This window comes from Prochlorococcus marinus XMU1402 (genome assembly GCF_017696205.1).
In the GTDB taxonomy this organism is placed as follows: Bacteria; Cyanobacteriota; Cyanobacteriia; order PCC-6307; family Cyanobiaceae; genus Prochlorococcus_A; species Prochlorococcus_A marinus_AC.
This window is the reverse complement of the sequence record NZ_JAAORD010000001.1, coordinates 358,543-375,697: the sequence shown is the minus strand read 5'-3', so window position 1 is coordinate 375,697 and position 17,155 is coordinate 358,543. Positions and strand designations below refer to the sequence as shown.

Annotated in this window: 19 protein-coding genes; 10 read left to right on the top strand and 9 right to left on the bottom strand. The window is 32.2% G+C overall.

Annotated elements, in window-relative coordinates:
- The first annotated feature begins 89 nt into the window (after positions 1-89).
- Genes HA141_RS02120 through HA141_RS02105 form a run of 4 tightly spaced genes read left to right on the top strand, consistent with a single transcriptional unit; the run spans position 90 to position 7,371 of the window.
- Positions 90-1,529, top strand: coding sequence for an ATP-binding protein (locus tag HA141_RS02120; protein WP_209116497.1), 1,440 nt, complete (start codon positions 90-92; stop codon positions 1,527-1,529).
- Complete coding sequence (locus HA141_RS02115; protein ID WP_209116496.1) at positions 1,526-4,339, top strand: Z1 domain-containing protein; 2,814 nt, start codon at positions 1,526-1,528, stop codon at positions 4,337-4,339. The genes HA141_RS02120 and HA141_RS02115 overlap by 4 nt, the downstream gene beginning before the upstream one ends.
- Entirely contained in the window at positions 4,332-5,312 is a 981-nt protein-coding gene (locus tag HA141_RS02110) for a PD-(D/E)XK motif protein (RefSeq protein ID WP_209116495.1), read from the top strand. The genes HA141_RS02115 and HA141_RS02110 overlap by 8 nt, the downstream gene beginning before the upstream one ends.
- Positions 5,296-7,371 carry an AIPR family protein gene (locus HA141_RS02105; protein WP_209116494.1) on the top strand — a complete coding sequence of 692 codons (2,076 nt, stop codon included), beginning with the start codon at positions 5,296-5,298 and terminating at the stop codon, positions 7,369-7,371. The genes HA141_RS02110 and HA141_RS02105 overlap by 17 nt, the downstream gene beginning before the upstream one ends.
- A 37-nt stretch (positions 7,372-7,408) precedes the next feature.
- Here HA141_RS02105 and HA141_RS02100 read toward each other — a convergent pair whose 3' ends face one another.
- Complete coding sequence (locus tag HA141_RS02100; RefSeq protein ID WP_209116493.1) at positions 7,409-7,831, bottom strand: very short patch repair endonuclease; 423 nt, start codon at positions 7,829-7,831, stop codon at positions 7,409-7,411.
- 291 nt (positions 7,832-8,122) lie between these two features.
- Here HA141_RS02100 and HA141_RS02095 point away from each other — a divergent pair, with 291 nt between their 5' ends.
- Both HA141_RS02095 and HA141_RS02090 read left to right on the top strand, forming a co-directional pair.
- Positions 8,123-8,509, top strand: coding sequence for a hypothetical protein (locus HA141_RS02095; RefSeq protein ID WP_209116492.1), 387 nt, complete (start codon positions 8,123-8,125; stop codon positions 8,507-8,509).
- A gap of 37 nt (positions 8,510-8,546) precedes the next feature.
- Positions 8,547-8,735, top strand: a complete 189-nt coding sequence (locus HA141_RS02090; RefSeq protein WP_209116491.1) for a hypothetical protein — start codon at positions 8,547-8,549, stop codon at positions 8,733-8,735.
- A 99-nt stretch (positions 8,736-8,834) separates the two neighbouring features.
- Here the strand turns inward: HA141_RS02090 and HA141_RS02085 are convergent, their stop codons facing one another.
- A complete protein-coding gene (locus HA141_RS02085) occupies positions 8,835-9,617 on the bottom strand; it encodes an SIMPL domain-containing protein (protein WP_209116490.1) in 783 nt (260 codons plus the stop codon).
- A 239-nt stretch (positions 9,618-9,856) separates the two neighbouring features.
- Between HA141_RS02085 and HA141_RS02080 the strand changes: the two genes are divergently transcribed.
- From HA141_RS02080 to HA141_RS02065, 4 genes are all read left to right on the top strand, one after another.
- Positions 9,857-10,051 carry a hypothetical protein gene (locus tag HA141_RS02080; protein ID WP_373921799.1) on the top strand — a complete coding sequence of 65 codons (195 nt, stop codon included), beginning with the start codon at positions 9,857-9,859 and terminating at the stop codon, positions 10,049-10,051.
- Positions 10,051-10,554 (top strand): hypothetical protein, encoded by a 504-nt coding sequence (locus HA141_RS02075; RefSeq protein ID WP_209116489.1) that lies wholly within the window; start codon positions 10,051-10,053, stop codon positions 10,552-10,554. Before HA141_RS02080 ends, HA141_RS02075 begins: the two co-directional genes overlap by 1 nt.
- A 156-nt stretch (positions 10,555-10,710) precedes the next feature.
- On the top strand, positions 10,711-14,223 hold the full coding sequence (locus HA141_RS02070) for a TM0106 family RecB-like putative nuclease (RefSeq protein WP_209116488.1): 3,513 nt from the start codon (positions 10,711-10,713) through the stop codon (positions 14,221-14,223).
- A 97-nt stretch (positions 14,224-14,320) separates the two neighbouring features.
- Positions 14,321-14,860 (top strand): hypothetical protein, encoded by a 540-nt coding sequence (locus HA141_RS02065; RefSeq protein WP_209116487.1) that lies wholly within the window; start codon positions 14,321-14,323, stop codon positions 14,858-14,860.
- Positions 14,861-14,870: 10 nt separating this feature from the next.
- On the opposite strand, the gene HA141_RS02060 is transcribed toward HA141_RS02065, so the two are convergent.
- The 7 genes from HA141_RS02060 to HA141_RS02030 all read right to left on the bottom strand — a co-directional run bounded on the left by HA141_RS02060 (position 14,871) and on the right by HA141_RS02030 (position 17,155).
- The gene (locus HA141_RS02060; protein WP_012007204.1) at positions 14,871-15,128 is read right to left on the bottom strand and encodes a hypothetical protein; all 258 of its coding nucleotides are present in this window, start codon (positions 15,126-15,128) and stop codon (positions 14,871-14,873) included.
- 26 nt (positions 15,129-15,154) lie between these two features.
- Positions 15,155-15,391 carry a hypothetical protein gene (locus HA141_RS02055; RefSeq protein ID WP_041484345.1) on the bottom strand — a complete coding sequence of 79 codons (237 nt, stop codon included), beginning with the start codon at positions 15,389-15,391 and terminating at the stop codon, positions 15,155-15,157.
- Positions 15,392-15,395: 4 nt separating this feature from the next.
- A complete protein-coding gene (locus tag HA141_RS02050; RefSeq protein WP_209116486.1) occupies positions 15,396-15,569 on the bottom strand; it encodes a hypothetical protein in 174 nt (57 codons plus the stop codon).
- A 53-nt stretch (positions 15,570-15,622) separates the two neighbouring features.
- Complete coding sequence (locus tag HA141_RS02045) at positions 15,623-15,760, bottom strand: hypothetical protein (RefSeq protein WP_158508083.1); 138 nt, start codon at positions 15,758-15,760, stop codon at positions 15,623-15,625.
- Between the two features lie 11 nt (positions 15,761-15,771).
- On the bottom strand, positions 15,772-15,948 hold the full coding sequence (locus HA141_RS02040) for a hypothetical protein (RefSeq protein WP_209116485.1): 177 nt from the start codon (positions 15,946-15,948) through the stop codon (positions 15,772-15,774).
- A 341-nt stretch (positions 15,949-16,289) separates the two neighbouring features.
- Positions 16,290-16,841: a hypothetical protein gene (locus tag HA141_RS02035; protein ID WP_209116484.1), complete on the bottom strand. Its 552-nt coding sequence runs from the start codon at positions 16,839-16,841 to the stop codon at positions 16,290-16,292.
- Positions 16,838-17,155 (bottom strand): hypothetical protein, encoded by a 318-nt coding sequence (locus tag HA141_RS02030; RefSeq protein ID WP_209116483.1) that lies wholly within the window; start codon positions 17,153-17,155, stop codon positions 16,838-16,840. The genes HA141_RS02035 and HA141_RS02030 overlap by 4 nt, the downstream gene beginning before the upstream one ends.

Here is a 17,155-nt window from a genome sequence, read left to right as displayed (position 1 = left end):
GGAGAGCCATAACAACATGTTGAAAGATTTAAAAAAAAAGTATATTTTCGTTAAAGATTCACTTAAAAAAGAAAAGGGGTATTAGATTTTTGGCTGAAGAAGAGGTCACACCAAGAGCGAGCTCGCTGATAATGAGCATGAGAAGCTTAGGATATTCATTTAATAATTCGATTGCTGATATTTTAGATAATTCAATATCAGCAGAAGCATCGCAAATAGAAATAAACTGCTTATGGGAAGGTGTAGATCCAATCATAGAAATAAAAGATAACGGGAAAGGAATGTCTTTGGATGAACTAAGAGAAGCAATGAGGCCTGGAACTCATAGCCCTTTAGAAAAAAGAAGTGGTGAAGATTTAGGGAGATTTGGATTAGGATTAAAAACAGCTTCATTTTCTCAATGCAAAAGATTAGTTGTAAAAACAACTAAAAAGGGTGAAACATTTTGTGCAATATGGGATCTAGACAAAGTTGAAAAGGAAAACAAATGGCTACTAGATATATCTAAGTGTGAAAATTCTGATGATTGCAAAGGTACTACTGTTAGATGGGAAAATATTGATACTTTGATAAAGAAAGATAGGCAAAATGGGAAAGAAACATTCGAAAATATAATTTATAACTTAACTAATCATGTTGGAATAACCTTTCAGAGATATATAAATGGAGACAGAAATAAAATAAGATTTTTTGTCAATAATATCGAATGCGATGCATATGATCCTTTTTTTAAATCAAAATCAACTTCTTCCCCTCAGGAGTATATAAAAGATAAAAACTTAAGTTGCTTGGTTGAATCTTTTACTTTACCAAGTAAAGAAAAATGTACAGAAGAGGAATGGAATCTTTATGCAGGTAAAGAAGGCTATTTAGCTAATCAAGGTTTCTATTTATATAGAAATGGAAGACTAATTTCAGAACCAACATGGTTTGGTTTAGAAAAGAAAACACCCAAGCGTAAATTATGCAGAGTAAAAATTGATATTGACAACTCAAATGATGTTATTTGGCAGCTTGATGTAAAAAAAAGTAAGGCTGTTCCCCCTCCATTTATAAGGAAACGGCTTAGAAATATTATTAGAGAATTAGTCTCTCCTGCAGAAAGAAATTTTAATAATAGAGTTCAAAGACTCTCAAATACGCAGATCCTTCCAATTTGGGACAGAAAAGCTAATAAAGAAGGCGTTTTTTATTCCGTCAGCAGAGAGCACCCACTAATAAAAAGCTTTTTAAAAAATATTGATCATGAATCAAAACAAAATCTCGAAAATATTCTCAATTTAATTGATGCAGGAATTGGTGGAATAGCTGAAGGAATATATGCTGATTTTTCTGACGATAAAAATATAAATTTAATTGATTCAAAAGATCTGGAAAAAGATGAACTTGAAAAAATAATCCTTACAGCAAAAAGCTTTATAAAAGAGTTGACAATAAATGATAAAGTTACGTTAATTCAAGCGAAAGAAACTTTACAAAAGCTTTCGCCTTTTAAAGAATCTTGGCCATTAATTAAAGATTTGATATGAGTTCTCTAGGATCATTTGAAAACTTATTAGATATGTCTCTTGTTTTAGTAAGAAACGAAGGAGACTGTAAAGAGAGGCAGATCGAAGAAATAGTTTATAAATTAGCGGACTCTCCCATATTTGAAAATTTAGATATTAATGAAATAAAAAAGGTAATAAAAAAAGTACAAAATATTGAAGGGATTTCAATGGAAGAGGCCTCATGCATTAAGGGAGATGATCCTAATTTTATTGAATGGTTAACTCCTGAAAGAATCGAAGAAAGTTTTCAAAATGATATTCAATATTCAGAGGATTATTTAAAATATTTAAAAGCTGAAGAAAACTTTCCTGGTAAGGTAGTTTCAAGAATTGATCAGGCAACTAAAAAGATATTAGGTCTTTGTGGAGATCCTGCTAATAATAATTTTTGGGAGAGGAGAGGTATGGTTGTAGGCTCAGTTCAAAGTGGCAAGACCGCTAATTATATAAGTCTTATAAATAAAGCTGCTGATTTTGGTTATAAAGTAATTATCGTTATCACTGGGATTCATGAAAACCTAAGAGATCAAACACAAAAAAGGGTGAATGAAGGTTTTATTGGAGGTGATAGAGACTTAAAAACAGCGAGGTTTAAAAAAGTTGGCGTTGGGCGTAATACTGGTAGGCGTGTATTCCCTAGACCATTTTCTTCTAGAAGTTACGATTTCGATATTGCTGCAGCCAGAAGAAATCCAATAATAATTGATGAAAGTGAGACAAAGCCTTTAATATTTGTGATCAAAAAAAATACAAGTATTCTTCAAAGACTTATTTCTTTTTTTGAAGGATCTCCCGCTGTGGATATTTCGAATAAAATAAATCTCCCACTTCTTATTATTGATGATGAAGCAGATAACGCGTCTATAAATACTAAATATAAAAGAGGGGAAGTAACCAAGATAAACAGTCAAATAAGAAAGATTATTAATATTTTTTCTCGGTCAAGTTATGTTGGATATACAGCAACTCCATTTGCAAATATCTTTATAGATCCTGATTCAGAAGAGTTAATTTTTTCATATAAAAGATCTAAAGAAAATAATGAGCATGAATACGTTCAAGAAAATCTTAAATCTAAGGATTTATTTCCAAGAGATTTTATTGTAGGTCTAGAGCCTCCAGATAATTATTTTGGTCCAAAAAAAATATTTTCTGAAACAAGCACAATTAAAAGTACCGTAATCAAGCATATTACTGATAGTGAAAACTATATTCCCTTAGATCCTAAAATTCATAAAAGAGATCTTGACCCTGAAATTCCACCAAGTCTAAGAGAAGCAATAATTTGTTTTTTCATACAAGATGCAATAAAAAATATTAGAGGAATTTGGTTAAAAAATGATAGCAGTATGATGGTTAATGTAAGTAGATTTACACAAGTTCAAAATTTATTAAAAATTAAAATTGAAGATGAGGTTAAAGATATCAAAAAGAAAATAAGATCTTACATAGGCTTAAAAGGTAATGCCCGAAAAATCGAATTTTTAGACTATGAAGAAATTTTTAATAAGTATTTTCAAAATGTAAATTTGGGATGGAATTCTATCCTAAATTCTCTCAAAAAAACCTACCCAAGAATTGATGTAAAAGTAATAAATCAACGTTCAAAAGAAAGACTTGAATATAAGGATAAAGAAAGAAAATTTTCTCCAAAATCATATATAGTTATTGGCGGATTTTCACTCTCAAGGGGTTTAACTTTAAATGGATTAACTAACTCTTATATTCTTAGAAATACCTTGATGTATGATACGCTTTTACAAATGGGGAGATGGTTTGGATATAGGCCAGAATATGATGACATTTGTAGAATTTGGATGACTGAAGATATGAAAGAAGACTACGAACATGTAACATCCTCAGTTCTAGAATTAATGAGGGATTTGAAAGAGCTAGAACAATCTGGAAGACCTCCTATTGAATTTGGTTTAAAGGTAAAAAGCCATCCAGACTCTCTCTTAATTACTGCAAGAAATAAAGCTGGTAAAGCAGAAAAAGTTAAAACAATTTTAGATTTTAGCGGAAAAGTTATTGAAACTTTTGCCGTTCCAAACAATAAGAAAAAATTATCTTCTAATTTTGAAAACGCTACTTCCTTGATAAAAAATTCTTTGAACAATATTACAGAGGAAATAGAATTTATAAAATCTCCTGATAAGGGTTATTTAATTAAAGATATTGATTGTTCTCTTATTAGAAAATTCATTGTTAATTTTGAAGCGAACTCTTATTCAAAGCAATTAATTAATCCTGGCCCCTTAGATACTTATATAAATAAGAGAGAGAATAGAGAATTAAAAAATTGGGATATTTTTATCCCATCTCCAGGGGAGAATAGGAAAAATATTAATGTAAATGGCTTAAAAATTAATACAATAAGAAGAAAATTAAGAGGTAATGAACCATACGAAGAATTTAAATTGACAGATAATAATAAAGTAGCTTCAAGCAAAGTTGCACAGGTAGGATTATCCCAATCAAAAATTGAAGAGTTAATAGATTATGCCAAGCCTGAAGATAAGAAAAACCCAAAAATATTCAACTGCTATGGAAGAAAACCTCTACTGGTTCTCCATTTTATCGATCTAATGGACTCGTCAGAATCATATGATGTAGGTCTCCCAAAAGAAATGACTATTTCTGCTTACTCAATAATATTTCCAGTAAGTGAGATTGAAGAACAGGTCGAAGAATATTGGGCCAATGATATTTGGTTTAGACAATTATCTTTAGTAGAATTAGATGACCCTGATTCAGAGGAAAACCTAGAAGAGGAATACTATGACTGATCCTTGGGCCAGAATAAAACCAAATAAGAGATTTCCTTATTCAGAAAATGAAAATTTAAATCATGATTTTTATTGGTATGTAGAACAAAAAAATAATAACCCTTGTATACTTTTTAAAATCAAAAATGAAAGCACAAATCTTCCTTTAAAAAATAAATTTCCTAAGATCAACTACATCAACTTTTATCCAATTAATCAGGACTTTAAATTTCTTTGTGTAGAGCTTTTAGACAAGAACTATAAAGATCTATTTTACGTATACGCACAAGATATAATTTCTTCTTCTATAGTTGAAAAAAACGAAAAAGTTGCTTTAAATATTTTTATAAAAAAAGCTTGGCGTTGGCAATATCTTCTTCAAAAAGGGAGAGAGAAAAAATTAAGAGATGAGAAACAAAAAGGTCTAATCGGAGAATTACTTTTTCTTAATGATTACCTTATACCGTATTTTGGAGAAAAAACTTCAGTAGACAATTGGTTTGGACCCTTAAAATCATCAAAGGATTTTGAGTTTCCTACATTTCAAGTAGAAGTAAAAACAAAGAGAGCAAATGCAAAGCCTACAATTAAAATATCTTCTGAGAATCAACTTGATATTATACCAAAAACTAGATTATTTATTGCTGTTTTCGGGATAGTAAAGTCAGAAAATGAAAAGGCTGAATCATTAAATGATTGGTGTAATAAAATAGGAGGTTTATTACTTGAATCAAATGATCCTTCATCTATGGATGTGTTTACAAATAAATTGATAGAAGTTGGATATAATGATCAACAAGACTACAGTGATGAGAGATGGGAAATTGATGAAATATGTTTTTATGAAGTAGATGATACATTTCCTACAATCACAAGCCGTAAAATTCCATCAGCTCTTACAGATATAAGTTATTCGATTTTTATGAACCAAATAGACAAATATGAAATTTCAAAGGAAAACCTTTTATCATTTTTAAATGGAACTAACGCTTGAAGAAACTTTAAATTGGCTTTCTGCCGAGGTTAATTCATTTTCTGAAATGAATGGATCGTTAACTGAAGAAGCATTTTTTCAGGTTTTTACTGATGAAATAATTGCAGCGGGAGAAATTGATAATGCCGATAGATGTTATTTTAAAAAATTGGGGATGAGGATCGATGGATATGGAAGCGACCCTATTGATTCTGATAATGAGTTGAATGTAATTGTTGCAGATTATTCTTCTTCAGAAACTATCGAAAATGTAAATAAATTAGATATTGAAAATGTTTGCAAAAGATCTGGGAATTTCATATCTAAATGTTTAAGCCAAGATTTCATTAATGAAATGGATGTTTCAAGTCCAGAATATGGATTTGCAGATATGGTTCGCCTTAGATGGAAAGATATCTCAAAAATAAGAATTATATTTATTACAAATAAATCTCTTAGTATAAGGAAAACAGAATTCCACCCATTACCTATTCTTGGAATCAAATCAGAATTTATTTGTTGGGATATTAATAGATTACAACAATATAAAAATTCAGGAAAAGAGAAAGAACCTATATCCATAAAACTTGAAGATTTTGGAGGAGCTATATCTGCATTGAATGCGACTAATCCAAATGATATTTGTGAAAGTTATTTATGCATCATGCCTGGTGAAACTCTCGCAAAGATTTATGAGAAATTTGGGAATAGATTACTCGAAAAAAATGTACGTGTTTTTCTGCAAGCCAGGAAAAAAAGTGTAAATGATGGTATTAAAACAACTATAGAAAATGAGCCTGGTATGTTTTTTTGCTATAACAACGGACTTACAGCAACTGCCTGCAATATAAAAAAGTCGCTTACAAATCACGGTATTGCAATAGACATAATTGATGATTTTCAAGTTGTGAATGGTGGTCAAACTACTGCATCAATTTTTTATAGTTCCAAAAGAGATGTTGATATATCAGATGTCAAAGTTCAGATGAAACTAACCGTAGTTGAAGATAAAAAATCTCAAGAAATTGTTCCTAAAATCTCAGAATATGCTAATAGCCAAAATAAAGTTAATAAAGCTGATTTCTTTTCAAATCATCCATTTCATAGGGTATTTAAAAAATTATCTGATTTAAAAAGTGCTCCTCCTGCTCCAGGTAGTAATCAAATAACTTATTGGTTCTATGAGAGAGTAAGGGGTGAATATGCTGAAGCAAAGCAATCAAAATCCAAGCCTGAGAGGAAAACATTCGATAATATTTATCCCAGAAAACAACTAGTTACAAAGACAGATCTTTCAATCGTTCTTAATAGCTTTGAGGGTTATCCAGATATAGTTAGTAAAGGTGCACAGAAAAGTTTTCAACATTTTTCTGTCTTAATTCGAGAAGAGTGGGATAAACAAGGACTAGAGAATAAAAAGTTTAATGATCAATACTTTATTAGTTCAATGAGCAAGGTTTTGATTTTCAGAATTTTTGAAAAATTAGTTTCATCTCAAGAATGGTATGAAAAGGGTGGATATAGAAGAAATATCGTAACTTACTCTCTCGCAAAATTGAATATGATTCTTAAACAAAAAGGTTTAGAACTTAATTTTGAAAAAATATGGAAAAATCAAACTATTAATGAAGATTTAGAGGAAATCTTATTATCAATCGGTTTTGAGGCACAGAATCATATTGAAAACCCACCCGAAGGGACTATTAAAAATAGAACAGAATATGCAAAGAAAAAGACCTGTTGGGACCTTTTCAAAAAAACTGATTTAGATCTACCAGATAAATTTGATAGCTTCACAATTAGTAAATCTGAAGGTTTAAAAATTAGAAAAGAAGGAATAAAACTAAAGAAAATGGATAATGAATTTTCAAGTCAAATGCAGGTAATAAACTATGGTGGGAGCTTTTGGACCAAAGTTTTAGAATTTAGTAATCAAAATAATTTGTTATTAAAAAATGACTGGATCTTGTTAAGGAATGCAAGTTCCCTACCTAAAAGCATTTCAAAATTCAATGATAGAGATTGGAATAATCTCTTAAAATTATTAGAGAGAGCCAGAAGCAAAGGATTTAGTAAATAAGTCAGATTTTTTTGAAAATTTATTTTTAAAACTTTGTCTAATGATAATTTTTTAGTGCTAACAATTTTTGTTTGATTTGTTTTTTGCTTTTAAGTTCACATTCCCAAATAACGACAGATTGCCAACCAATGTTTTTTATTTTTTCCTGAATTTCTTTATCTCTTTTTACGTTTGCTTTAAATTTACTTTCCCAGAATTCTTTTCTTGTTTTTGGAGTAGAAGCATACTTACAATTTTCATGCCTATGCCAAAAACATCCATGCACAAAAATTACTTTTTTATATTTTGGCAGAACGATATCAGGAGAACCTGGTAAATCTTTTCTATGTAATCTGAATCTATATCCCATTGAATGTAGAAGTTTTCTTACCGCGATTTCAGGCTTTGTATTCTTCGATTTAATTGCAGACATATTCCTTGATCTCTGCTCACTTACCTTATGCATTACTTCACTACTCATCTAACCAATCAGTTTTAAACAATATACACTCCATCACACTAAAGGTACCTATATACAGTACGTGCATTATGTGTTTACACACATACCCACGTATCAGATATAAGTGGTTTAGTTGTAGTTGAGAGTGGTTATTTTCAGTACTTACGATGATGATGTACACACATCCAGTAAGTAGTAACTTGTCAATTTCTTGTCTTTTAACCCTTCTTCCCGTGTATTATGAGGGGGTTACGTAATCCCTTGCAATGATTGGGATCTGAGATACTATAAAAATCCCTATATTAAGTTTTTATGAAGATAAAAACCTTTCTAATACCCTTATTATTAGTCTTTTCACAAATACCTTTGAAGGCTCATGATCACACCTTTGAAAGCTGGAACGCTAAACAGTGGGAAGATTATCCTTTTGAATGTGTAGAGACAGGAGCAACACCAGAATATACAAGGTGTTACGCAGAGAAAGCAAATAAAAGAGACTGGGATTTAAGACAGGAATTGAATGAAGATAAACTATGGAAAGACTGGATGAGTGCGAGACGTAGGATTTGTTCTCACTACAATTCAAAACATTTTGGGCAGGGAACAGTTAAACCCTTAATGATAATTTCATGTGAAATGAGACTTAATACCGAAGCCACCAGATACTGTATTAATGGTGAAGATAAGCAATGCGGATAAAAACAATCTTATAATTTTAAATAGATTGTCTTAAGTAATGTCACTATCGTCATACCGAATGCATAAAATTTATCTTGCAGCGATCATGAATTATGGTCTTGGTTCTGATGATCCAGAAGAGTTGGCCTATTACAACAAGCTTAGAAAAGAGATGGATCAGATAGAGAAAGATGCTGTTAAAAAAGGAATACCCCTTACTTGGGATATTCCCGATGGAATGGATTGATGAATCTGAATACTTTTTTATTAATTGATGGGGGTCTGATGCTTTTTGGTCTACCTTTGCTGATGATCCTTAAAGGCAAAAAGAAGACTCCCTGATCTACTACTTAACCGCGAAAGTCACCCCCATAACGGCAGTGATGTCTTTCTTGATAGTCGACGTGTCATACGAACCCCAACTACTTACCTTCGTAGAATTCGGAACAGTTATCTGAAAAACTCCGGTATTCACTCTCTTTAATCCACCCACTTCAGAGCCTGCCTGAAGAGCGATAGCTTCAGCCCTGATTCGAGCATCCTTTGCCGCCTTTGCAAGCATGTCAACTCGTTTGTCGGCCAGCTTTGAATAGGTGAATTCAGGACGGCTTGGTTTCACCCTTACCCCTTTCCCAAGCAATTCTGTTATCTGACTATGAGTCTTCTGGATGTTATAAACATCCCTACTTTCAATCTCAATATTCTGATAAGTAATCCATTCAGTTCTAATAATTTCATTAGTCTTAGGATTCCTAGTTTTATATTCACTTATACTCGCAGGGCCAAGATAAACATCCTGCTTTACACTGTCCTCAATTCCATTGGCTTTAAGGAATTCCATTGTCTTATTAATGGACTCCTTGTGCTTGGTAAATGAGTCAATCTGAGTTTTACCTGAGGTCTTTACCTGGACTGACCATTTCGCGATATCACTCTCAAAACTTTCAGTACTTGCACCGGTAACAGTGATAGTATTCTCAACCGTTCTGAACCCTCTCACAAGGACTGTGGAAGCGCCTATAAAACCTCCGAGAGATAAGACAGCCATTGCGAAAACAAGTGGCGGAGTGCGGCGTATAACACCCAGTGAATCGCCTGGCAGCGATCTGAGTCTCTTAATAATTTTCATTGTCTATCAGTATTTGTGTAAGAGCTTTTTAACAGCTGAACCGAAAGAAAAATTATTGGAAAATCCCTGACTTTTATTCTTGCGTTTCTATCTGGCCATTAATGGAAACATCTAGTTGGATGTGCCAATTTAAGAGTCGGTTACTAATATTGCCAAACGAAATAATGGTGCGCAAGAAGTATATTTGTATTATGAGAAAAGTTATTTAGAACTAAACAAAAAAATTAAAATAGATAATCTTGATCAGGAAAACTATGGAACTATTTACTAGAGAAACTATTGGTAACTACACTAGTGATCCTTACGCAAAGAATGACCACAAATATTCTAAAGAAATGCAAGAAGTAAGAAAAGAATTACGAAAGTTAGATCAAGAGACTAAAAAAGATGGTGGGGTCGTTGACTGGAATCGCATGTTGAACGATTTCATGTGATGGGGAAAAGAGATAAGCCAAAAAGAATAATCAGATGCGGCAAACCAGCTGTTTGCCCAGAGTGCGGTAATAGGAAATTTTTAATAGTAATTTATGGTATGCCAACTCAAAAGGTTTGGGATAATACTGGAAGATATGACTGTAGAGGATGTTGTCTACCTCCTTTTGTAGAAGTTTTAGACCATAAAGATGGCAATATATATCATTGCCCAGAGCCAAAATATGTATGCAGTAAAAAGAGGTGCAGTTTAGAAGTTTATATGAGAGAAGATGCAGAGATAATGCCGCCAATAGATGACTCATCTTATTTCAATGGAAGTGAATGGATTCAAGGAGATTTTGTAATTCAGAGCCAACAGGCAGCAAGATTAAGAAACAAAGTTTGGAAACATGGTGGCAATAGCGAAGAAGCATTGCAAAAAGCATTTAACACTAAAACTGTTCGACAACTACACCAACTTCAAAGAGAACTATTAGGAGGTAAAAATAAGGATTTAATTTAACCAAAAATCAATTAAAAAGCTATTTGGATATTTTAAAAATGCAACGAACAGTACTTTTACAAGATCTTCTAATATCGTAAAATCGATCAATAGATCTAGACAAAAATGTTAGCAACCGAATTAGATATTAAAAAAAGTTAACATTTTTTAAATGAAATGAAAAGAAAAAAAATAACACCTTCGCAACTTTCACTTTTCAGCAGGAGTCCGGTGGTTGGTGCTTGGTGGAATGAGTTAAGGGTGCAAGGACTTTTTAAAGATAGACTCCCGGAAAGAAATGAGCTCGAAAATCAACTTTTAAAAGATGGTATACGACATGAAGAATTACTGATTGCAAATCTGAAAAAGAAAGGTTACAGAATTGCTGAACTTGGGGGCAAACAAACTGAAATTGACTATCAATCATCAATAGACGCGATGGCGGAAGGCTACGACTTTATATGGCAAGCATCTCTAAATAATAAAGAGATGAGAGGAACTGCAGATTTATTAGAAAAGATAAAAGGATCTTCACCTTTTGGTGACTGGACATATCAGCCAATTGAATGCAAACTTTCCTCTAAGACAAAAACAACATTTCTAGTGCAAGCATGTTGTTACTGTGAATTACTAACCCCAATAATTGGGAGCAAACCAAACAATTTTAAACTTTATTTGGGAGGAGAAAATTTCAAGGAATTTCAAACTGATAAATTTTGGTATTGGTATTTGCATTTAAGGGATCGTTTTAGAGATTTCCAAAATCATTTTGATCCTGACAAAGAACCTACTGACATTCCCGGAGATCATGGCGATTGGACAGCCTTTATTGATGAGAGACTTGCTAAATCACGAGATTTGATGATGGTGGCAAAAATGCGCCAAACTCAGCGTCTGAAACTTAAAGAAGCAGGTATTAATAGCATTGATGATTTAGCACTATTAAAAGATGGTTCAAAAGTAAAAGGATTAAGAACAGAAATATTGAATGATCTAAAACAACAAGCTCAATTACAAGTTTCTCCAAAGGGTACGGATGGAAGACCAAATTATATTTTAAAAAAAATCGAAAAAGATAAAGGATTGATGCTATTAACTAAACCTGATGAAGGTGACATATGGTTTGATTTGGAGGGTATTCAGGATCCGGTTCTTGGAAGCAAACTGGAATATCTTATTGGGATTTGTTTTAAAGAAAAAGATAGTATTCGAACTACTTATAAATCATGGTGGGCTCATAATGCCCTAGAAGAAAAAAAAGCTTTTGAAGGTTGGGTTGATTGGGTTGAAAAAAGGTTAGAAAAATATCCAAATTTAAAAATTTACCATTACGGTAGTTATGAAAAAAGTGCCATCAGACGAATAGCTCAGCAATACTCAACTAAAGAGGCGGTAATAGATAAATGGCTCCGCTCAAATTTATTAGTTGATCTTTTACCTATTGTGACCAGTACAATTATTTTAGGAGAAGATAGTTATTCAATAAAAAAAGTTGAGAAGCTTTATATGGATAAACGTGATGCAGATGTCAAAACGGCAGGCGATTCAGTGGTGGCATATAGGATATGGGCGAACTCCGGTGAACCAGAAATTCCAGGCAAATCTCCAACAGGCAGTCCAAGGCTTCAGATAATTGAAGACTACAATAGAGAAGATTGTGAATCTACTGAACGTCTCCAGAATTGGCTTATTAATCTTAAGAAAGCGGAAGGTCTAACTTTTGAATCTCATGAAGAGGAGAAAGAAGATGAACTATCTCAAGAAATCAAGCCACTGGAATCTTTATCGCAAAAGTTATTGGACGAGTTACCTGAAGAATATAAAACACTGAAATCAAAAGAATTAAATGATGAAACTTTTTGGGAAAATAAAACAGGTAAAAGAGGATTAAGTTTCCGGGCACAACTTTTATTAAGTCATCTTTTAGCCTTTCATCACAGGGAAAATAAAATAGATTGGTGGAATTATTTTGAACGTAAAGAAATTGCGCGCCTTGACTCTGATGAATTACTAGAAGATAGCGAGGTAATAGAAGATGCTATCTGGCAAAAATGTGAGGAGAAAAAATCTGCAAGAACTAGTGCTTACTATCATTCATTCAAATTCAATCCAGAACAACAACTTAAACTTTACTGTGATAATAATTCGAGGCTAACATTGGAAATTGCCTCAACCAATTTAAGAATTGATGCAGTTGCGATTGATAATGACAATGGTGAAATAACTCTTAAATATCCTAAGAATAAACTAGAAAAAAGAATTGAGGAAGGAGAATCAGAAGGGATTCCAAAATCTTCCTGTACTTTAATTAAAAGACCCGTAGATATTTCAAAACCATTACGAGATCGCCTTGAAAAGCAAGCTAATTCATGGATCGATGGAAATAAAAAATTACCAGCTGCATTAAGTAACTTTTTGGAATGCAATTCTGTAAAAGGTTTGGTTGATTTAAATCAAAAAATCTATAAAAATGGGACTGATATCCCAAAATCTTTAGCTGAATTTTTAGAAAAAGAATCAGGAATAACACTTGCGATACAAGGGCCTCCAGGGACTGGAAAGTCTTCAGTTACGGCGAAATTAGTAACCGAACTTCTAAAACTTGATAAAAACATAGCAATAAGCTCCAATAGTAATCAGGCGATTAATAATTTACTTATAAAGACAAAAATTGTTTGCCAAGATCAAGACCTCGAAATTGAGATCATAAAAGCAACAAGTAATAAAAAAGATCAAGAGCTTTCAGAAAAAGATATTTTGCTCTTATCTCCAAAATCTTTAACGCTTAAAGAAAGAGTCGTTGGCGGAACTACTTGGGTTTTCTCGAGAGAGGAAATGAAAAAAGCTTTTGATTTTCTAATTATTGATGAGGCAGGACAGATGTCCCTTGCGAATCTTCTCGTAATGGCTCAATGTGCAAAAACAATTATTTTAGTAGGGGATCAACAGCAACTTTCACAACCAACTAAAGCTGATCATCCTGGAGAGTCAGGAAAATCCTGTCTTGAATATTTAATTAAAGATGCAAATGTTGTGCCAAAAGATAAGGGTATATTTTTAAATACAAGTTGGCGTATGGAACCTTCATTAACAAATATTGTTTCTGAACTTTTTTATGATCAAAAATTAATAGGCTGTCAATCAAACAAGATTAACTCAATAAAGTGGGGGAAACCGTTATCATGTAAGTCTGAAGATTCTTATCCAAATAAAGGAATTATCTTTAAAAAAATTGAACATTATGGCTGCAGTGTTAAAAGTTTTGAAGAAATAAACTTAATAGAGCAAATAATTGATTCTCTTTTAGGTGGAAGTTTTGAGTATGCACAATTTGATAAAAATATAACTGGTGAAATTAAAGCTAAACATATCTTGGTAACTGCTCCATATAACGTTCAAGTAAATCTTTTAGAACAGAGATTAAAGGGCAAGGCCAGAGTTGGAACAGTTGATCGCTTTCAAGGGCAGGAAGCTCCAATCGCTATACATTCATTAACTGCAAGTTCGGGAGATAATGCGCCTAGAGGTATTGACTTTTTATTAGAGCCTAACAGACTAAATGTTGCTATAAGCAGGGCACAATGTTTATCTATAATTGTTGGATCCCCCAACCTTGCGACAGGATTGATTAATACTGTAGATGAAGCTGAAAAGGTTAATAGACTTTGCAGACTGATGATGCTCGATTAGAAAAATAAATTTAAAAATTTTTACGATATTTTTTAATTTTCCTCAGAATTGAAAAAAAGATTATTTTCGATGTATGATTTAAAAAATTTTAATCAAAATGGACAGAATCAAATTTCAAGTTGATGGATATCTTGAAGGAGGTTTTCCTATCGAAGAAGATGATATTGAGACGATAACCGAGCTGGATTGCTATGAGGAACTGATAGGTTTTATTGAAGAGGGAAATGAAAAAGAAGCATTAAATTTAGTAAATCAGAATTTAGATGCTGAATTTAATATTGACAGCATTTCTCCTTTTGAGGATGAGGGTTTTGAATTTATAGAAGTAAAAAATGTCTCTGTATTAAATCCATATATTGAAGAAATTGATGGAATCAAGATACCTCTTTTCAAATATTTACAAGCAAGTTTCATACTAGAAGGTCCAAAAGAGGTAATAAACAATTGGATGGATAAAGAAGATAATATTTATGCATTCAATGAGGAACTTTTTGAGGAATGGTTGGATGAGAATGGAGGAGATGGCCTCCAAGATGGCTGCGGTTATTTTTTTGGCGATGCTTGTTATGATTTAAATGGTTTTGGAAGTAATGCCTGTTCCATAGACCCTCAATCAATTGAAAAAGCTTTTAATTAAAATAGATAATTCAATTTTTATAATTTCTAAAACTGCAAGTTAAACCTGCAAGTATTTGATTACCTTTATTACTCTTCTCAGGAGGTAATTTCCCAAACTTAAACAAAATAATCATCTCGTTAAGTCTGTTGCTCGACCAATCTCCATCGTCCATAGTGCATAATTCATTAAGCATTTTATTCTTGTCCTCCTCCTCTAATGGGCATGCATTTATAGGACCAATAAAAACAAAAGCTGCAGAAAAAATAGTTAATAGTATTTTTCTCATTTCAATTTAGATGGCTTGAATCATATTTAATATGGACAATGAATTGAGTGTTTTTCCGTCTTATGCCTAACAAATCCAGAAGACCATTCATTTCCAGGAACATACTCCTCATAACGGACTACTTTATAACAGGTTTCAGTCCTGTTTCTTATTCTTGAATAGTTCTGTGCACTTTCAACAAATGGTTCCCAAAACTCAGCCCATGTAAGGGCATTTACAGAGGAAATATTAAAAAAAATAAAGAAATAAATTAAAGCTTTCATGATTTCAAGGGTTAATTAGATCTAATAAATGTCCACCATCATCCACTAATCTATATCTCCTATTTTGTCTAGAGGCTCTATTTTGAGCAGTCTTATATGCAGATGGTTGATGATGCATCGTGGTGTAGTGCTGCCAATTTCCAAATTGATCCTGCCATTGAATAATTACTTTTTTCATAGTTTTTTAAAGTAGTTTTTGCTTGAAATTTTTGTTTTTGAATAACTCTAAATTTACAATCTGCCGCCAATACTAATAAAAGTTTCTCTATTACATAAGCAACTTTTGTAACCCGGATAATGAATTTTCATTAAATGCGGAACTGCTAATGTAGTTGGGAATCCTGAGGCAATATAAACCCAGACTTCCATCTTTTCTTCATTTACGATATGCGGAAATCTAAAGCTGGTCTTTTGTCGTATTGACTTAAACCTGCGGGGATTGGAACTGATTTTTTTCTTATCCATGATGATTTTAAAATATTTAAAAGTGAGTAATTTTTATCTGAAAAATTATCCTTAAGGAAATTAACATCAAAATAGATGAATTCCAAAGGCATTAAAAAACACCTTGAATAATTTGAAAAAAAGATAGTGAATTTTAGAAATATTAAATTTATATTCGCCTGTTCTCAAAAGATATGAGAGGGTTTATCGACAGTCAGGTTTTGTCCTAAATCTACTATAAAAGAAATTTTGAAGATGTCCTTTTGTATTGTTCTTTTTTTCGATTGTCACAACACAAGTATGAATTTATAAGATGATTATTCTGCTGATTAAGATATTCTCCATAACTAACATTTAATTAAAAAAATTAAAAACATATTACATAATACAAATTCTTTTTCTAAAAAAAATAATGATATAGTCATCAATTAATATTTTAAAAAGATCCTCTAATTTAATCCCATCCATAAGGAAAAAACTTTCTACATCCACCTGTATCAACAAAAAATCCCTCTGCTGCATCAATAATTGTTTTCATTTCTTTTGATAATTTCTGTCTTCCATATTGTCCCTTCTCTGTAAACGGAATTGAGTAGTAATAATTTTGAGAAAGTTGCGGCATCAATGCTCTAAATTTTCCAGATTTCCTATCTTCTTTTGAAGTCGCTCGTGCTAGTTGATTGCCAACAAAATTCATAAAATGTCCTGTACCTATTTCTGTTGTATTTTTTGTTCTTTCCTGAAAGGTTTTTTCTTCGTTTAACAATTCAGGTGAATATGATCTTGCAGTGTAATACTGACCTCCATATCCATTCCAGATACCTACATAGAAACCTAATGAAGGTTTATTTTTATAATTTAGAGATCCTATACCACCAGCTGAACCAGTATATTTCAAAGTTATAGTTACATCTTTTTCTACTTCACTTGTAAGAGTACAAATTTCTTTAGCCATTACTGGAGAAATAAAACCCAATAAAAGCGGCAGGAAAAATAAGCGTTTCATTTATTTTTTTTTACTTCAGGGAAACAATCTGGGAAGATATCCAGGACTTTCCCAACAGCATTCATTTGATCTTCTTGTAAGGTTTTTTTATTTCCATGATCACGTTCGTGGAGGTTTAGAGCAAATCCCAGCATATCTATTTTTTGTTTCATGGTTATGTGATTTCTATCTACTGCATAGCAGACAGAAAGAACTTGACCAAGAAGTATTTTATTAGCTTCAATTTCACTCATTTCAGATGAAACTTTTTCATTGGCATTAAGATAATTAGGTAATGCCAAGGCAGCCAGAAGTGGTAGCAGTAGGCGTTTCAA